Origin of the sequence: Rhodococcus sp. 077-4 (assembly GCF_047782425.1) — a bacterium.
In the GTDB taxonomy this organism is placed as follows: domain Bacteria; phylum Actinomycetota; class Actinomycetes; order Mycobacteriales; family Mycobacteriaceae; genus Rhodococcoides.
Genome location: NZ_JAJPWC010000002.1, coordinates 1078456 through 1092975, shown reverse-complemented (window position 1 = coordinate 1092975; position 14520 = coordinate 1078456). Strand labels below are relative to the sequence as shown.

14 protein-coding genes are annotated in these 14520 nt (G+C 63.2%); 8 read left to right on the top strand and 6 right to left on the bottom strand.

The features are described from left to right. The first annotated feature begins 46 nt into the window (after positions 1–46). Genes ACNEOT_RS14415 through ACNEOT_RS14405 form a run of 3 tightly spaced genes read left to right on the top strand, consistent with a single transcriptional unit; the run spans position 47 to position 1771 of the window. Complete coding sequence (locus tag ACNEOT_RS14415; RefSeq protein ID WP_415974681.1) at positions 47–535, top strand: hypothetical protein; 489 nt, start codon at positions 47–49, stop codon at positions 533–535. Further along, entirely contained in the window at positions 532–1239 is a 708-nt protein-coding gene (locus ACNEOT_RS14410; RefSeq protein WP_415974680.1) for a hypothetical protein, read from the top strand. Before ACNEOT_RS14415 ends, ACNEOT_RS14410 begins: the two co-directional genes overlap by 4 nt. Further along, positions 1229–1771, top strand: coding sequence for a hypothetical protein (locus ACNEOT_RS14405; RefSeq protein WP_415974679.1), 543 nt, complete (start codon positions 1229–1231; stop codon positions 1769–1771). The genes ACNEOT_RS14410 and ACNEOT_RS14405 overlap by 11 nt, the downstream gene beginning before the upstream one ends. 68 nt (positions 1772–1839) lie before the next feature. Here ACNEOT_RS14405 and ACNEOT_RS14400 read toward each other — a convergent pair whose 3' ends face one another. After that, complete coding sequence (locus tag ACNEOT_RS14400; protein WP_415974678.1) at positions 1840–2370, bottom strand: hypothetical protein; 531 nt, start codon at positions 2368–2370, stop codon at positions 1840–1842. On the opposite strand from ACNEOT_RS14400, the gene ACNEOT_RS14395 reads away from it, so the two are divergent. Continuing rightward, complete coding sequence (locus tag ACNEOT_RS14395; protein WP_179276283.1) at positions 2369–2827, top strand: MaoC family dehydratase; 459 nt, start codon at positions 2369–2371, stop codon at positions 2825–2827. The genes ACNEOT_RS14400 and ACNEOT_RS14395 overlap by 2 nt on opposite strands. On the opposite strand, the gene ACNEOT_RS14390 is transcribed toward ACNEOT_RS14395, so the two are convergent. From ACNEOT_RS14390 to hemE, 5 genes are read right to left on the bottom strand one after another with little or no spacing between them, the layout of a single operon-like run. Further along, on the bottom strand, positions 2805–5126 hold the full coding sequence (locus ACNEOT_RS14390) for a molybdopterin-dependent oxidoreductase (protein WP_415974677.1): 2322 nt from the start codon (positions 5124–5126) through the stop codon (positions 2805–2807). The two genes, ACNEOT_RS14395 and ACNEOT_RS14390, sit on opposite strands and share 23 nt — an antisense overlap. Further along, positions 5123–5827 carry an HAD family hydrolase gene (locus tag ACNEOT_RS14385; protein ID WP_415974676.1) on the bottom strand — a complete coding sequence of 235 codons (705 nt, stop codon included), beginning with the start codon at positions 5825–5827 and terminating at the stop codon, positions 5123–5125. The genes ACNEOT_RS14390 and ACNEOT_RS14385 overlap by 4 nt, the downstream gene beginning before the upstream one ends. After that, complete coding sequence (gene hemQ, locus ACNEOT_RS14380) at positions 5824–6519, bottom strand: hydrogen peroxide-dependent heme synthase (protein ID WP_415974675.1); 696 nt, start codon at positions 6517–6519, stop codon at positions 5824–5826. Before hemQ ends, ACNEOT_RS14385 begins: the two co-directional genes overlap by 4 nt. Before the next feature lie 5 nt (positions 6520–6524). Next, complete coding sequence (locus tag ACNEOT_RS14375) at positions 6525–7880, bottom strand: protoporphyrinogen oxidase (protein WP_415974674.1); 1356 nt, start codon at positions 7878–7880, stop codon at positions 6525–6527. Further along, positions 7877–8950 (bottom strand): uroporphyrinogen decarboxylase, encoded by a 1074-nt coding sequence (gene hemE, locus ACNEOT_RS14370; protein WP_415974673.1) that lies wholly within the window; start codon positions 8948–8950, stop codon positions 7877–7879. The genes ACNEOT_RS14375 and hemE overlap by 4 nt, the downstream gene beginning before the upstream one ends. A 182-nt stretch (positions 8951–9132) precedes the next feature. On the opposite strand from hemE, the gene ACNEOT_RS14365 reads away from it, so the two are divergent. The 4 genes from ACNEOT_RS14365 to ACNEOT_RS14350 all read left to right on the top strand — a co-directional run bounded on the left by ACNEOT_RS14365 (position 9133) and on the right by ACNEOT_RS14350 (position 14440). Next, a complete protein-coding gene (locus tag ACNEOT_RS14365) occupies positions 9133–9675 on the top strand; it encodes a DUF3000 domain-containing protein (protein ID WP_415975181.1) in 543 nt (180 codons plus the stop codon). 40 nt (positions 9676–9715) lie between these two features. Continuing rightward, positions 9716–11008: an HRDC domain-containing protein gene (locus ACNEOT_RS14360; RefSeq protein ID WP_415974672.1), complete on the top strand. Its 1293-nt coding sequence runs from the start codon at positions 9716–9718 to the stop codon at positions 11006–11008. 73 nt (positions 11009–11081) lie between these two features. Then, a complete protein-coding gene (locus ACNEOT_RS14355) occupies positions 11082–12308 on the top strand; it encodes a thiolase family protein (protein WP_415974671.1) in 1227 nt (408 codons plus the stop codon). After that, positions 12305–14440, top strand: coding sequence for a 3-hydroxyacyl-CoA dehydrogenase NAD-binding domain-containing protein (locus ACNEOT_RS14350; RefSeq protein ID WP_415974670.1), 2136 nt, complete (start codon positions 12305–12307; stop codon positions 14438–14440). The genes ACNEOT_RS14355 and ACNEOT_RS14350 overlap by 4 nt, the downstream gene beginning before the upstream one ends. Positions 14441–14520 lie beyond the last annotated feature (80 nt).

The window sequence follows — 14520 nt, the reverse complement described above, 5'->3', positions numbered from 1 at the left end:
GTGTGTTGTAACTGAACGACCGTAGCACCGGCACTATCATCATCAGATGCAACCGTTGTCGATTGGTATATCAGTGCTCGCGCTGTTCGTATCACTCGGCGGTGTGGTGTGGGTTCAACGACGCACCGACAGCCGTGAATATGCCAAGTGGCGACGGGACACACTGACTAAAACTGCAGTTGATTTAATTAAACTGTCCACCCAACGCAGCAAATACATCAGTAGCTACATCACCGAATTCTCGTCACACAAGCGATTTAACAAGTTCGACGATCAAAGCGGATTCATGATTTCGACCAATTCCCTACTCGCCACAATCGAAATATGCGAAGCGGAAGCGTTATACATTGAGGTCCAGAAGATCATCAGCCTACATCGACAAAGCGACGACCTAGTGCGACGATTTATATCGGACAATGCAACCCAGATGAGTCCGACGATAATCGATGAAATCGGCAACATCCTTGGCTATCTCAATAGGGTTGACACTTTGCATTTCAGCCTTATTCTCGAAACCAAGAAGGCAGTACAGTGAACCCGCCGGATACTGCCCTGACTTTAAAAGACTGGATGCCGCTGATAGCAGTGGGAGTCGCAAGCCTGTTTGTAACTGTCGGCTGGTTCGTAGTACACAAGACTAGTCGAAATAGAGACCTCGACAATTGGCGACGGACAACTCTAGCTAAGGCGTTCACCGATATCGCGGAGGCTGTTGGACAGATCGCTTCACGAATTAGTGCCGATCAATCGAAAATAATACAGGTTCTAATCAAAGCAGAAATCGACGAACCGCTCCAAACAATAATGCGAAACATCCACCTCATTCGATCGACTTACAGCAAACTAGAGGAACCTGCCACAAAGCTGTCGAACTGCGCTTTGGACCTAAATGCGAAACTGAACTATTTTCAATCGACATGCCTCGCTGCTCTCGCCGACAAGGACAACGAAGAACTAGACTACAGAGTGAGACGACTAGATTACACAGACATCCTGATGACTGGCAAAAAGCTAGAAGGTCTATCAAAGGGCCTGACAACGGCTTCGATGGTCGTGATAGATAAAAGTGCAGGCATCAGGCCAGTGAAGTCAATAGCTCAAGCAATCGGCACTGTGGTTCGATATTTCATCATGGTTATTGGGCAAATCTACATGGCCGCACGAAGAAGGATCATTGCGTTACGGACGCAGAGTAGGAATTCAGAACGAAGAATAGGCGAGGAAAACAATGACCATTGATGTGCTCCAACTGTTGGCTTCGTTCTTTGGACCCATCATAGCGGCGTCGGTTGTCATGTTTGGCTGGCGACGGACGCACAAGGATGCCACCAACCGAGACCTAGACAACTGGCGACGCAACGCCCTACTTGGTCTAACAACCCGTCTTCTCGACCTGTCGACTACGCGCGACAAGATTATTCTCCATACTTGGAATTCATATGTCAGTGACGGGTCTTCGCACTATGCAGACTGGGCAGGCACAAAGTCTGCGGTTGTAGCGATGCCAGGCATCGCCGAGCAGGTACGACTGTTACAAGCACCTCAACTTGCATCGGCGATGGAAGAACTAATCAGACTTCATGACGACAGCGACTCGACCTTAGCAGACGCACATCTGATTGAACCTGACCTTCAAGACGATCTACAAAACATTATGATTGATGACGACTCCCTGAGGACCGCACATCATAGAGTAGCTATAGCATTCGAAAGCGAAATAGACATAAAAGCACGCATCAAATCTGATACAACTAGAAAAGAACTTAGTTGACTCCTTCGTTCATTCGGGCCTCAACCCAGCAAACAAACCTAAGCGGCAGGCTTAGGGTTGTTTTGTATCTATTGAGTCAATTCTAAATATAATTCGTAGCCGACAATGAGACCATTAATGTCTACCTGTTTAGCCACACCGGAAACATTGAACAGGTCCGGCTCGGAGCGTTGACCGTTCCATGACTGATAATAGTATTCACCGCGCTTGGATCGTAGATTACCGGCGCGCTGATCTAGCCACCACTCCCCTAGCGGCACTTCAACGCGTACAAACTTCTTGTTGGCGTACTCTTTGCCGAACTGTTCCAGGCTGTCCTCGGAATTGACGGCAGCAATTACACACTCAACTGTGTCGTACTCCAGATAGTCCCAATCTCCTACCGTCTCGTTGGTGTCAGGATCGATCACAGTGCGCTGAGTGTAAATATCGATCAGCGACGGACACAGCGCGCATAGATAGCGGCTGACCTGGGCAAACGGCTCATACGGCCAATGGCACCCGCGACCGGTGCAAATGGTAGGTAAAGCATCAACTCGATCTCGTTGACGCTCAAGCCTGCATCCTGATCGGCTCTGCTTCATCCATACTGTGAGCATGCGCACTTTCACCTCACCAGAGCAGATCAAAGCAGCCGTCGGCGAAGACCTCGGCACCAGTGACTGGCTACAGATCACCCAGGAACGGGTCAACACCTTCGCCGACGCGACCGGCGATCACCAGTGGATCCACGTCGACGTCGAACGGGCGAAGAAGGAAAGCCCGTTCGGTGCGCCGATCGCCCACGGATTTCTGAGCCTGTCTCTGGTGTCGATGCTCAACTGGCAGATCTACACCATCGAGAACACCAAGCTCGGAATCAACTACGGCTCCAACAAGGTTCGTTTTATCAACCCGGTGAAGGTCGGAGCCCACGTCCGATTGCAGAGCACCCTGACCTCCGTCGAGGATGCGTCGGGCGGGGCACTGCAGATCGTGACGACGGGAACGCTGGAGATCGAGGGCGAGGACAAGCCGGCTCTCGTCGCCGAGATCATCTCGCGGGTGGTGTTCTGACCTTCTGTCGCACCGGTGGATCGAACGCGGTGATCGGCGGCAGTACGTCGTCGTAGCGTTCGATCTCCACCAACACATGCTGTCCTGTGCATCCACGCGACAGCGCGGATGCACCGTCGTCTGCGGTGAGTACGTTCACGCTGCCGTGCTTGCACATGGAGCCAGGATCGGCCGGATCCAGCGGGTCGTACCACGCCCCGGTGGACAACTGAACCACCGATTCCAACATCGCGTCGTCGACGACGACACCGGCCAGGCACGAACCACGATCGTTGAACACCCGCACGACATCGCCGTCCGTCACTCCCCTGGCCTTCGCCGCCGAGGAATGCATGCGTATCGGCTCGCGGCCCTGAATTTTCGAGTCGCGGCTCACTGCACCGTGATCGAGCTGACTGTGCAGCCTGGTGCGAGGCTGGTTGGCGATCAGGTGCAACGGGAACTGCTCGGCCCGGCCTCCGCCGAGCCACTCCTGCGGCTCGAACCACATCGGATGCCCGCGGCAATCGTCGTAATCGAATCCCGCCACCGTCGCCGAGAAGATCTCGATCTTCCCGCTCGGGGTGCGCAACGCGTTGCCCACCGGGTCGCGTCGGAAATCCTCGAAGAACGTCAGATCGTCCTCGGTCTTCATCCGAAACGAGCCCTCGCGCCGAAAATCCTCGTAGTGCGGAGTCTCGACATCCGCGGCGCGTAGGTATCCGCGCCACTGCTCGTACAGGTGCTCGAGCCACTGCTGCGAGCTGCGTCCCTCGGTGAACTGTTCTCCCACACCGAGTTTCGTAGCCAGCTGCGCGAACGTGTCGTAGTCGTCACGGGAGTCGGCGAACCGCGCCGCGGCCGGTTCCATGGCGACGAGCAAGGGATCGTTGCGTGTGCAGCTCAGATCCGATCGCTCCAACGAGGTGGTCGACGGCACGACGATGTCGGCGTGCTTGGCCATCGGAGTCCAGTACGGATCGTGCACCACGACGGTGTCGGTTCTGCCCAGAGCGCGACGCAGCCGCCCCAGATCCTGGTGGTGGTGGAACGGATTTCCGCCGGCCCAGTAGACGATCTTGACATCCGGATACGTCGATCGTCTTCCGTCGTAATCGAATTCTCCACCCGGATTCAGCAGCATGTCCGAGATCGCAGCGACCGGAATGAGGTCGGGAACGGGATTGACACCCTGCGGCAGGGTCGGGAGCGGATACGGCACCGGCGCCAGACCGGGCTCGTTCATCGACCCGTACCCGTGCCCGAATCCTCCACCAGGAACGCCGATCTCACCGAGCATTGCCGCCAATGTGACGCCCATCCACGGGGCCTGCTCGCCGTGCTGCGTCCGTTGCAGCGACCACGTGACCGTCACCATCGTGCGTTTCGACGCCATCTCCCGAGCCAGGTCGGCAATCACCGTGGCCTCGATGCCACAGATCGCCGACGCCCATTGCGGGGTCTTGGGGGTGCCGTCCGTGATACCGAGCAGGTAGCGCTCGAACTCCGCGTAACCCTGGCAGTACGTACCGAGAAATGCTGTGTCGTGCAGCTTTTCGTCGGCCAGCACGTAGGCGAGGGCCAGCATCATCGCCACGTCGGTTCCGGGCCTCGGGGCGATCCATCGCGCGTCGCCGTCCATGTCGTCGCGTAGCGGACTCACGGTGACGATCTGCCCGCCGCGGGCGCGCATCGCGTCGAGCGACCCGCGCGTCGGATGATCCGACGTCCCACCGTGATTGATACCGGTGTTCTTCACCGGGACACCACCGAAGGCCACCAGCAATTCGGTGTGTGCGGCGATGACGTTCCAGGATGTGGAGCGCGAGAACATCTTCCAGTGGGCACCGAGCACGTGCGGCATGATGACGCCGGTAGCGCCGAGGGAGTAACTGTGCACCGATCGTGTGTAACCGCCGATGCAGTTGAGGAATCGGTGCACCTGACTCTGTGCGTGATGGAAGCGCCCGGCACTGGCCCAGCCGTACGATCCGCCGTAGATGGCACTGTTGCCGAATGTGTCGACCACCCTGCGCAACTCGGCCGACAACAGATCGGTCAGCTCGTCCCACGAGACGTCGACGAACTCGTCGCTGCCGCGCTTGTCCGTCGGCCCCGGCCCGTCCTCGAGCCAACCCCTGCGCACCGCCGGTGACGTGATGCGCGACCGATGGGTGACCGAACCGACGATGTTTCCCAGTACCGGGGAGGGATTGCTGTCCGTTGCCTGCGGATGGATTGCGGTGACATCACGTCCGTCCGATTCGGCACGGAACATGCCCCAGTGCCCCATGTGCTGAACGCCGGCATCTCCGGTCATCGAATTCCGAACGCGCTCAACGCTGCCAGCAGTGCATCGGGCCGCTGCGCCGTCGGCACCGGATCGACGAGCGCAAAGCTGCACCCGATCTCCTGCGCGGCACCGTCGGCCTCGGCGCTGTCGCCCACCATCAGCGTTCGTGCGGGCTCTACGCCCAACGCCGCGACCGCGTGCCGAAAGATCTCCGGTTGCGGTTTGACGTGACCGACCTCGAACGAGAGCACGAATTCGTTCACATACCGATCGAGGCCGCGATCGACGAAGGCAGGACGGATGTCGAACGCGATGTTGCTCAGTACACCGACCCGAACCGACTCGTGCGCAAGCTTTTTCAGGACAGCCTCGGTGTCCGGATACGGCGTCCAGGAGTCTGCGTCGATCACACGTCCGTACACCGATTCGGCCTGCTGCGGGTCGGTGACACCGGACTGCGCAAGCACGTGCAGGTACGCCTGGCGGTGCAGTGCCGGGTCGAGATCGCGATGACGCCACGCATGACGCGTCGCGTCGTCGAACTCGACCGTCTCCCCCACCGGTGCCGTCATGCGGCGCATCAGTTCAGCAGCTCCGGCACCGTCGACGGGGGTGCCGTCGCCGTCGTGCACGCCTTCGAACCACGAGGGGTGCTCCTCGAGCCGAAACAGCGTGCCCGAGAAGTCGAACAGGACGGCCTCGATGGTGGGTGTGCCCGTCGTCGTCACGGCAGCGATTCGACGAGCGCGTCCACCTCGACCCGAGGGCCGGTGAAGAACGGGGTTTCCTCGCGGACGTGTCGCCTCGCCTCGGTGGCACGCAGGTCGCGCATCAGGTCCACGATGCGATCGAGTTCGGGGGCCTCGAACGCGAGGATCCACTCGTAGTCGCCGAGCGCGAACGAGGGCACGGTGTTCGCACGTACGTCCTTGTAGTCGCGTGCGGCCTTGCCGTGATCGGCGAGCATCGTCCGACGCTCGTCGTCGGGCAGCAGGTACCAGTCGATCGAGCGGACGAACGGGTACACACAGATGTACGCGCCCGGATCCTCACCGGCGATGAAGGCCGGAACATGGCTCTTGTTGAACTCGGCCGGGCGGTGCAGCGCAGTGTTGCTCCAGACCGGCGTGCTTGCCTTGCCCAGCGCGGTGGTGCGACGGAAATCGGAGTACGTGGCCTGCAGGTCCTCGATGCGCTCGGCGTGCGTCCACACCATGAAGTCGGCGTCGGCGCGCATACCGGCGATGTCGTACACCCCGCGCACTGCAACACCCTTGTCCTCACGACCTTCGAAGAACATCTTCGCTTCCTTGGCAGCTGCAGCCCGATCCTCGCCCAGAACACCGGGCGTGACCTTGTAGACCGAGAACATCAAGTAGCGAAGAGTCGAGTTGAGCGCTGAGTAATCGAGGCGTGCCATGGCCCCTATCGTGCCACCTCGATCAGACGGGCGGCAGCGGTGGTGGCGGACGCAATACATGCGGGTACCCCGACGCCGCGCTGCCAGGCTCCGGTGACCTCGAGACCGGGAAGATCGGCAACTCCGGCCTCGATGGCGGCGACGCGATCGAGATGTCCCGGTGCGTACTGCGGTAAACCGCCCGGCCAGCGCTGCACCGTCGCGGCCAGTGGCTGGGCATCGATGCTCGCCACCGTCGCGAGGTCTCTGCGCGCCGTCTCGATCGAGTCCTCGTCGGATCGGTCCGAGGCCGTGGTGTCGCCGAAGCGGCCGAGCGAGGCCCGCAGCAGTACCGCGTCACGCTCACCGAGGTGCGGCCATTTGCGGCTCGACAGCGTGAACGCCTTCACGTTCAGGCCCGCATCCGTGGCCACCAGGATGCCCGAATTCTGCGGCAGCTCCGTCGACGTGGGGAAAGCGAGCGCGACGACGACCGACGACGCGAGCTCGATACTCCGCGCGGCCTGCGACGCCTCGGGTGCCACATCGGCGATGAGACGACCGAGGGTCGGCGCAGGTACGGCCAGCACGACCCCGTCGACGAGTCCCACGCCACCGACGAACCAACCGGCGGACTCGCGGCGGATCTCACCGACAACTGCTCCGAGGACCGTCCGCGCATCCGCCGCGGCGACGAGGGCGTCGAGCAGCACCGCGTAACCGTCGCGCAGCCCACCGAACACCGGGCCCGGTGACGGTGTGGGCAGTGCAGCCAGCACTGCCTCGGTCAAGCTCGCCGCTCCGCCGTCCAACGCGGCTGCCAGCGTCGGCAGCGCCGCTCTGACGCCGATCGAGCTCGCCGAACCGGAGTAGACGCCGCCGAGCAACGGATCGACCGATCGGCCGACCACCTGAGAACCGAACCTGGCACCCACGAGATCGGCCACGCTGACATCGGAGCCCGCGATCCACTGGAACGGCCGTGAGGTCTCGGTCTCGATGAAATGCAGCTGCTCGCTGTCGACCAGGTCTCGCACCGATTCGGCAGAGGAAGGTATACCCATCAGGGTTGCGAGCGGGAGCGGATGCGTCAGGCCTCCCGAATAGACCAGTGGGCGCGCCGACGACGGGTGCACCAGCTGATCCGCAAGACCGAGTTCGGCGAGCAGTGCCGGTACCTCCGGCCGACGACCGACGAAGGCCTCGGCACCGACGTCGAGCGAGTCGGTGCCGACCTGGGTGGTGCGCAGGGTGCCGCCCACACGGGGCGAGGCCTCGACGAGAGTGATCTCGGCTTCGGGTCCGCAGGACTGCCGCAGGCGGTACGCCGCGACGAGGCCGGAGATTCCGCCGCCGACGACGGCATACCGCCGAGCTGTCACAACGAATGCACCAGCGACACCACGCGCGTCAGGATGTCCGGATCGGTGTCGGGCAACACCCCGTGGCCCAAGTTGAACACATGTCCGCGCGCACCCGCCGCGACCGCACGGTCCGCCTCGGCGGCGATGCGTCGAACTTCGGCCTCGACGGCGTCCCAGCCCGCGAACAGCACCGCGGGATCGAGATTGCCCTGCAGGGCTTTGCCGCCACCCACTCGGTGCACGGCGTCGTCGAGCGGGATCCGCCAGTCGACGCCGACCACGTCGGCACCGGCTTCGCCCATCGCACCGAGCAGCTCTCCGGTTCCGACGCCGAAGTGGATCTTGGGTACTCCTGCCGAGGACACGGCGTCGAACACTCGGGTCGAGTGCGGCAACACGAACTCGCGGTAGTCGGCGAGAGACAGTGCGCCCGCCCAGGAGTCGAACACCTGGACTGCGTCCACTCCGGCGGCCAGCTGAGCCTGAAGGAACGTGATCGTCGTGGTCGCCAGCGCGTCGAGCAAGGCATGCCAGGTCGCGGGATCCGAGCGCATCAGTGCCTTGGTCTTCTCGTGATTGCGGCTCGGGCCGCCCTCGACCAGGTACGACGCGAGAGTGAACGGTGCGCCTGCGAAACCGATGAGCGGCGTACCTGCGAGTTCGCGGGTGAGGATTCGCACTGCATCGGCCACCGGCTCCACCTGATCGGTGGACAGAACCGGCAACGCGGCGACGTCCGCGGCAGACCGCACCGGTTGAGCTACGACAGGTCCTGTCCCGGCAACGATGTCGAGATCGATACCGGCAGCCTTGAGCGGTACGACGATGTCCGAGAAGAGAATGGCCGCGTCCACGTCGTGCCGACGGACCGGTTGCAGAGTGATCTCGGCCACGAGGTCGGGGCGGAAGCACGAATCGAGCATCCCGATACCGGCCCGAATCTCGCGGTACTCCGGCAGAGACCGACCGGCCTGACGCATGAACCACACCGGCCGACGCGAGGTGGCTCGACCTGCGATCGCGGCCAGAAATGGCGCGTCCGGGAGTTCTCGGCGGGTAGGGGCTGTGGCGTGCAGTTCGGCGTTCATCGACTTCCATGCTGCCACGCGCGAGAATCGCTTCTGCCACCAAGGGCGACACACCCGGCGCAGTTCGATCACGACTCGGCGCGCCTCCGCGTCAGCGCAACGTGACGCGTCTAACGTCCGGTGACGTGACCGAACCCGAATCCACCGCCGAACCTGCGCCTTTCCGCGCCGCCATCGACGCGATGCATCGGGCTCAGGTACACCCGGCAATCGAAATCGGTCCGATCCGACCGCCGCAGCGACTCGCGCCGTACAGCTACGCGATCGGGGCCGAAGTCAAGCACTCCGATTCCGAGCAGGTCGACGAACAGAGCGACGGCGACGCGTTCGGCCGCCTGATCCTGCTCTACGATCCCGACGGCGCAGAAGCATGGAACGGCACGCTCCGACTGGTGGCCTACATCCAAGCGGACGTCGACGAATCCCTCGCCGACGATCCCCTGCTGCCCGAGGTCGGCTGGAGCTGGCTTGTGGACGCGCTGGAATCGCGGTCGGAACCACTCAACGCGCTCGGCGGCACGGTCACCTCGACCAGTTCGGTGCGCTACGGCGACATCGCCGGGCCACCCAAGGCCCACCAACTCGAACTACGCGCCTCGTGGACGGCTACGTCGGAGGATCTCTCGACGCACGTCGAGGCGTTCTGTGAAGTCCTCGCGTACGCGGCCGGTCTGCCACCCGCGGGCATCACCTCACTCGGTCAGCGCAGTTCGAGCCGGACATAGTGGGCGGTCCGAGCGTCCGCAGGGCTTAGAGTCTCATCTCATGTCAGCCGAGAGTTCCCCCGACAACGCGTCGGACAACACCACGTCGGACGAGCAGGCGAACGAGCCTGTCGCCGTTCCGCTCCTGACCCCGGCTGACGGCGTCCCGGACGTCGTGGACACGCCGGACGCGGTTCGCGCCGCCGCCGCGCTTCTCGCCGCAGGCCACGGGCCCCTCGCCGTCGACGCCGAACGCGCCTCGGGCTTCCGCTACTCCCAGCGCGCCTACCTGCTGCAGTTCCGTCGCCGCGGCGCAGGCACGGTTCTGCTCGATCCGATCCCGGTCACCGGCGACCTCGCTCCGCTCGCCGAGGTGATCAATCCGCTCGAGTGGGTGCTGCACTCCGCCGATCAGGACCTACCGGGACTCGCCGAACTCGGCCTCGTTCCCACCACCCTCTACGACACCGAACTCGCAGGCCGCCTCGCCGGGTTCGATCGAGTCGGGCTCGGAGCCATCGTGGAACGCACCCTCGGCCTGGCTCTGCAGAAGGGCCACGGTGCCGCCGATTGGTCCACCCGGCCGCTACCCGACACCTGGCTCAACTACGCAGCACTCGATGTCGAAGTCCTGCTCGAACTGCGCGACGCGATGGCCGCCGAACTCGAACAGCAGGGCAAGACGGAATGGGCGGCACAGGAATTCGCCCACATCCTCACGCTCGGTCCGCCCAAACCCAAGACCGACAGATGGCGTCGGACATCGGGGATTCATGCGATCAAGTCTCCACGCACTCTCGCCGCGGTCCGCGAATTGTGGACCACACGAGACGAATTGGCGGCCAAGCGTGATGTGGCACCGAGCCGGGTACTGCCCGACTCGGCAATCGTGGCCGCGGCGACGGCGGATCCGAAAACCTCGCGCGAACTCGAGCAACTACCGGTATTCGGCGGTCCCCGTCAGCGCAGATCGTCCCGATTGTGGGCCTCGGCGCTCACTCGCGCGCGAGCCCTGACGACCTCCGAATTGCCCTCCATGGCAGCGTCTTTCGATGGTCCTCCCCCGGTCAATCGGTGGGCGAGGCGCGATCCCGACGCAGCGGCACGTCTCGCCGACGTGCGAGCAGCCATGACCGAGCTCAGCGAATCGGTATCGGTTCCGGTCGAGAATCTGTTGATGCCGGATCTGCTGCGGCGGTTGGTGTGGGATTGGCGAACGCCCGATTCTGCCGAGGATCCGGCCGAGCTGATCGACGCCCGACTGGCCGAAGCCGGAGCTCGACCGTGGCAGCGCACGCTGGTGGTGCCGGTACTCACCGAGGCGCTACACCCTTCGCAAGTTACCGACGGGTAATAGCGGCTACAGTAAGGACCGCGTCCGGGCACCCGGGCGAGCCGTCCGCATTTTCTCGGGAGGATCGAAAAGCGTGTCTGTACCCGCGTCCACCAGCTCACAAAGGAATGTTGTCTTCGTCGACGGCATCCGTACCCCGTTCGGCAAAGCAGGCCCCAAGGGCATGTACGCCGACACTCGCGCAGACGACCTCGTCGTCAAGGCAATCCGCGAACTTCTCCGCAAGAACCCCAACCTTCCTCCCGAGCGCATCGACGAGGTCGCCATTGCAGCGACCACGCAGACCGGTGACCAGGGCCTGACCATCGGCCGTACGTCCGCACTCCTCGCCGGACTTCCCCGCAGCGTCCCCGGATTCGCGATCGACCGCATGTGTGCGGGCGCGATGACCTCGGTGACCACCACCGGATCCGGCATCGGCTTCGGCCAGTACGACGTCGTCATCGCCGGTGGCGTCGAGCACATGGGCCGCCACCCGATGGGTGAGGGAGTCGACCCCAACCCGCGCTTCCTTGCCGACAAGCTCGTCGATCCCAGCGCACTGGTGATGGGTAACACCGCCGAGAACCTGCACGACCGGTTCCCGAGCATCACCAAGGAGCGCACCGACGCGTACGCCGTCGCCAGCCAGAACAAGTACGACGCCGCCAAGAAGGCCGGCTTCATCGCCGACACCCTCGTTCCCGTCGCCACCAAATCCGCCGCAGGATGGGGCCTGGCCACCGAGGACGAGCCACCTCGCCCCGGCACCACCGTCGACGATCTCGCCAAGCTCAAGACGCCGTTCCGGCCCGCAGGTCGGGTCACCGCCGGTAACGCCGCGGGACTCAACGACGGTGCCACCGCCGCGATTCTCGCCGGCGAGGACACCGCGCACGAGCTCGGACTGAACATCGGCATGCGGATGGTCGGCTTCAGCTTTGCAGGCGTCGACCCGGCCGTCATGGGCATCGGCCCGGTTCCCGCAACCGAAAAGCTGCTGGGCCGAACGGGATTGAGCATCGAAGACATCGGCCTGTTCGAGATCAACGAAGCCTTCGCCATCCAGGTACTCGCCTTCCTCGAGCACTACGGCATCGCCGACGACGACCCCCGCGTCAACCAGTGGGGCGGTGCCATCGCGTGTGGCCACCCCCTCGCATCCTCGGGCGTTCGCCTGATGACACAGCTGAGCCGACAGTTCGCCCAGCAGCCCGACGTCCGTTACGGCCTGACGACCATGTGCATCGGTCTCGGCATGGGCGGAACCGTCATCTGGGAGAACCCCAACCACGCTGATTATTCGGGAGCCAAGGCATGAGCGACATCACCACTAGCCCCACGAGCGAAGCGACAAGGAAACCGGTGATGCCGGACGAGGTTGTCACGAACGCGTTCACCAAGATCATCTCCGTACCCGGGCTCGACGGCTCCATCGCCCTCGTGACGCTCGACAACGGTTTCGACCACACCAAGCCGTCGACCTTCGGTCCCGGCGGACTGGCCAAGTTCGACGCCGCACTCGACGAAGCATTCGCAGCGAACCCGGTGGCGATCGCCGTCACCGGCAAGCCGTTCATCTTCGCCGTCGGTGCCGACCTCAACGGTGTGCCGAACATCAAGACCAAGGACGAGGCTCTGCAGATCGGGCAGCTCGGCCACAAGGTCTTCCGTCGCCTGCGTGAGTCGAAGATCCCGACGTTCGCCTTCATCAACGGTGCCGCTCTCGGCGGCGGTCTCGAAGTGGGCCTGCACTCGCACTACCGGACCGTCGCGGAGAACGCTGCCGCGCTCGGCCTGCCCGAGGCCTTCCTCGGCCTGGTGCCGGGATGGGGCGGAACTCAGTTGCTGCCCAACATCATCGGAGCCTCGAACGCCGTCACCGTCGTCATCGAGAATGCACTGAATCAGAACCGCGTCCTCAAGCCGCAGCAGGCACTCGACCTCGGTATCGCCGATGCCCTGTTCGGCGGAGCCGACTTCATCGAGCAGTCCCTCGCATGGGCCGCTCAGGTGATCAAGGGCGAGATCGTTCCCAACCGTCCCGAGATCGACCGCGGGCAGGCCTGGGACGACGCGATCGCTCGTGCCAAGGGGATCGTGAAGGGCAAGACCAACAACTTCGCCCCTGGCCCGGTTGCTGCGGTGGAGCTGCTCGAGCTCGCCAAGAACACCGACATCACCGATTCGGCGTCCCTCGACAAGGCCTTTGCGGCCGAGGACGAGGCTCTGTCCACGTTGTTGGTCAAGGACGAACTGCGCGCGGGCCTGTACGCCTTCGATCTGGTGCAGAAGCGTGCGAAGCGTCCCGCCGGTGCACCGGACAAGTCGCTCGCCCGCAAGATTTCCGGCGTCGGCATCGTCGGTGCCGGATTGATGGCCAGCCAGCTCGCACTGTTGTTCGTGCGCCAGCTCAAAGTGCCGGTGATCCTCACCGACATCGATCAGGAGCGCATCGACAAGGGCGTCGGGTACGTGCACGGTGAGATCGACAAGCTGCTCGGCAAGAAGCGCCTGTCCCCCGATGCCGCAAATCGGTTGAAGGCGTTGGTCTCCGGATCCATCGACAAGTCCGCCTTCGCCACGACGGACTTCGTCATCGAGGCAGTGTTCGAGAACCTCGACGTGAAGAAGAAGGTGTTCGCCGAGGTCGAGGAATTCGTCTCTGCGGAAACGATTCTCGCCACCAACACCTCCTCGTTGTCGATCACCGAGATGGCCGCGGACCTGAAGCACCCCGAGCGCGTCGTGGGCTTCCACTTCTTCAACCCCGTTGCAGTCCTGCCACTGCTCGAGGTCGTCAAGGGCGAGAAGACCGATGACGCAACTCTCGCAACGGCTTTCGCGACCGCGAAGACGCTGAAGAAGTCGGCTGTACTGTCGGCCGATCTTCCCGGATTCGTCTTCAACCGTCTCGTCACTCGCGCATCGAACGAGATCATCAGTGCCATCGACGAGGGCACCCCGTTCGATGTCGCCGACGGCGCAGTGGGCGAGCTCGGCATGCCGATGAGCCCGCTGACTCTGCTGGCCCTCGTCGGCCCGGCGGTGGCACTGCACACCGCCGAAACCCTCGCCGAGGCATACCCGGAGCGGTTCAAGGACTCTCCCGGTTTCCGCGCACTCGTCGAGGCCAAGAAGCCGGGCGTCTGGACCTACGGCCCCGAGGGTCAGGTCGTCGATCCCGAGGTCGCCGCGCTGTGGCCGCAGGGTGACTCGCCGTCGACCGCCGAGCAGGTGCTCGAGCGCACCCGCAACGCCATCGCCGACGAGATCAAGATCATGCTCGACGAGGGCGTCGTGGCAGCAGCCGAGGACATCGACCTCTGCCTGCTCCTCGGCGGCGGCTTCGGTTTCTGGAACGGTGGCATCACCCCGTACCTGGACCGCAGCGGTGCATCCGAGGCCGCGACCGGTCAGCGCTTCCTGGCACCGGGCGTAGCCAGCGTCTGACCCCAAGGCACGCCGAGTTCGAGGTTGTGGACGGATTTTCCGGAATCGACGTCCATGACCTCGAACTCGGCTTTGTCGTG

Bases quoted from the DNA above. Each gene is read 5' to 3' on its own strand.
- ACNEOT_RS14390 (WP_415974677.1), bottom strand. From the start codon at position 5,126: ATGACCGGAGATGCCGGCGTTCAGCACATGGGGCACTGGGGCATGTTC.
- ACNEOT_RS14405 (WP_415974679.1), top strand. From the start codon at position 1,229: ATGACCATTGATGTGCTCCAACTGTTGGCTTCGTTCTTTGGACCCATC.
- ACNEOT_RS14350 (WP_415974670.1), top strand. From the start codon at position 12,305: ATGAGCGACATCACCACTAGCCCCACGAGCGAAGCGACAAGGAAACCG.
- ACNEOT_RS14415 (WP_415974681.1), top strand. From the start codon at position 47: ATGCAACCGTTGTCGATTGGTATATCAGTGCTCGCGCTGTTCGTATCA.
- hemE (WP_415974673.1), bottom strand. From the start codon at position 8,950: ATGAACGCCGAACTGCACGCCACAGCCCCTACCCGCCGAGAACTCCCG.
- ACNEOT_RS14360 (WP_415974672.1), top strand. From the start codon at position 9,716: ATGTCAGCCGAGAGTTCCCCCGACAACGCGTCGGACAACACCACGTCG.
- hemQ (WP_415974675.1), bottom strand. From the start codon at position 6,519: ATGGCACGCCTCGATTACTCAGCGCTCAACTCGACTCTTCGCTACTTG.
- ACNEOT_RS14365 (WP_415975181.1), top strand. From the start codon at position 9,133: ATGCATCGGGCTCAGGTACACCCGGCAATCGAAATCGGTCCGATCCGA.
- ACNEOT_RS14400 (WP_415974678.1), bottom strand. From the start codon at position 2,370: ATGCTCACAGTATGGATGAAGCAGAGCCGATCAGGATGCAGGCTTGAG.
- ACNEOT_RS14395 (WP_179276283.1), top strand. From the start codon at position 2,369: ATGCGCACTTTCACCTCACCAGAGCAGATCAAAGCAGCCGTCGGCGAA.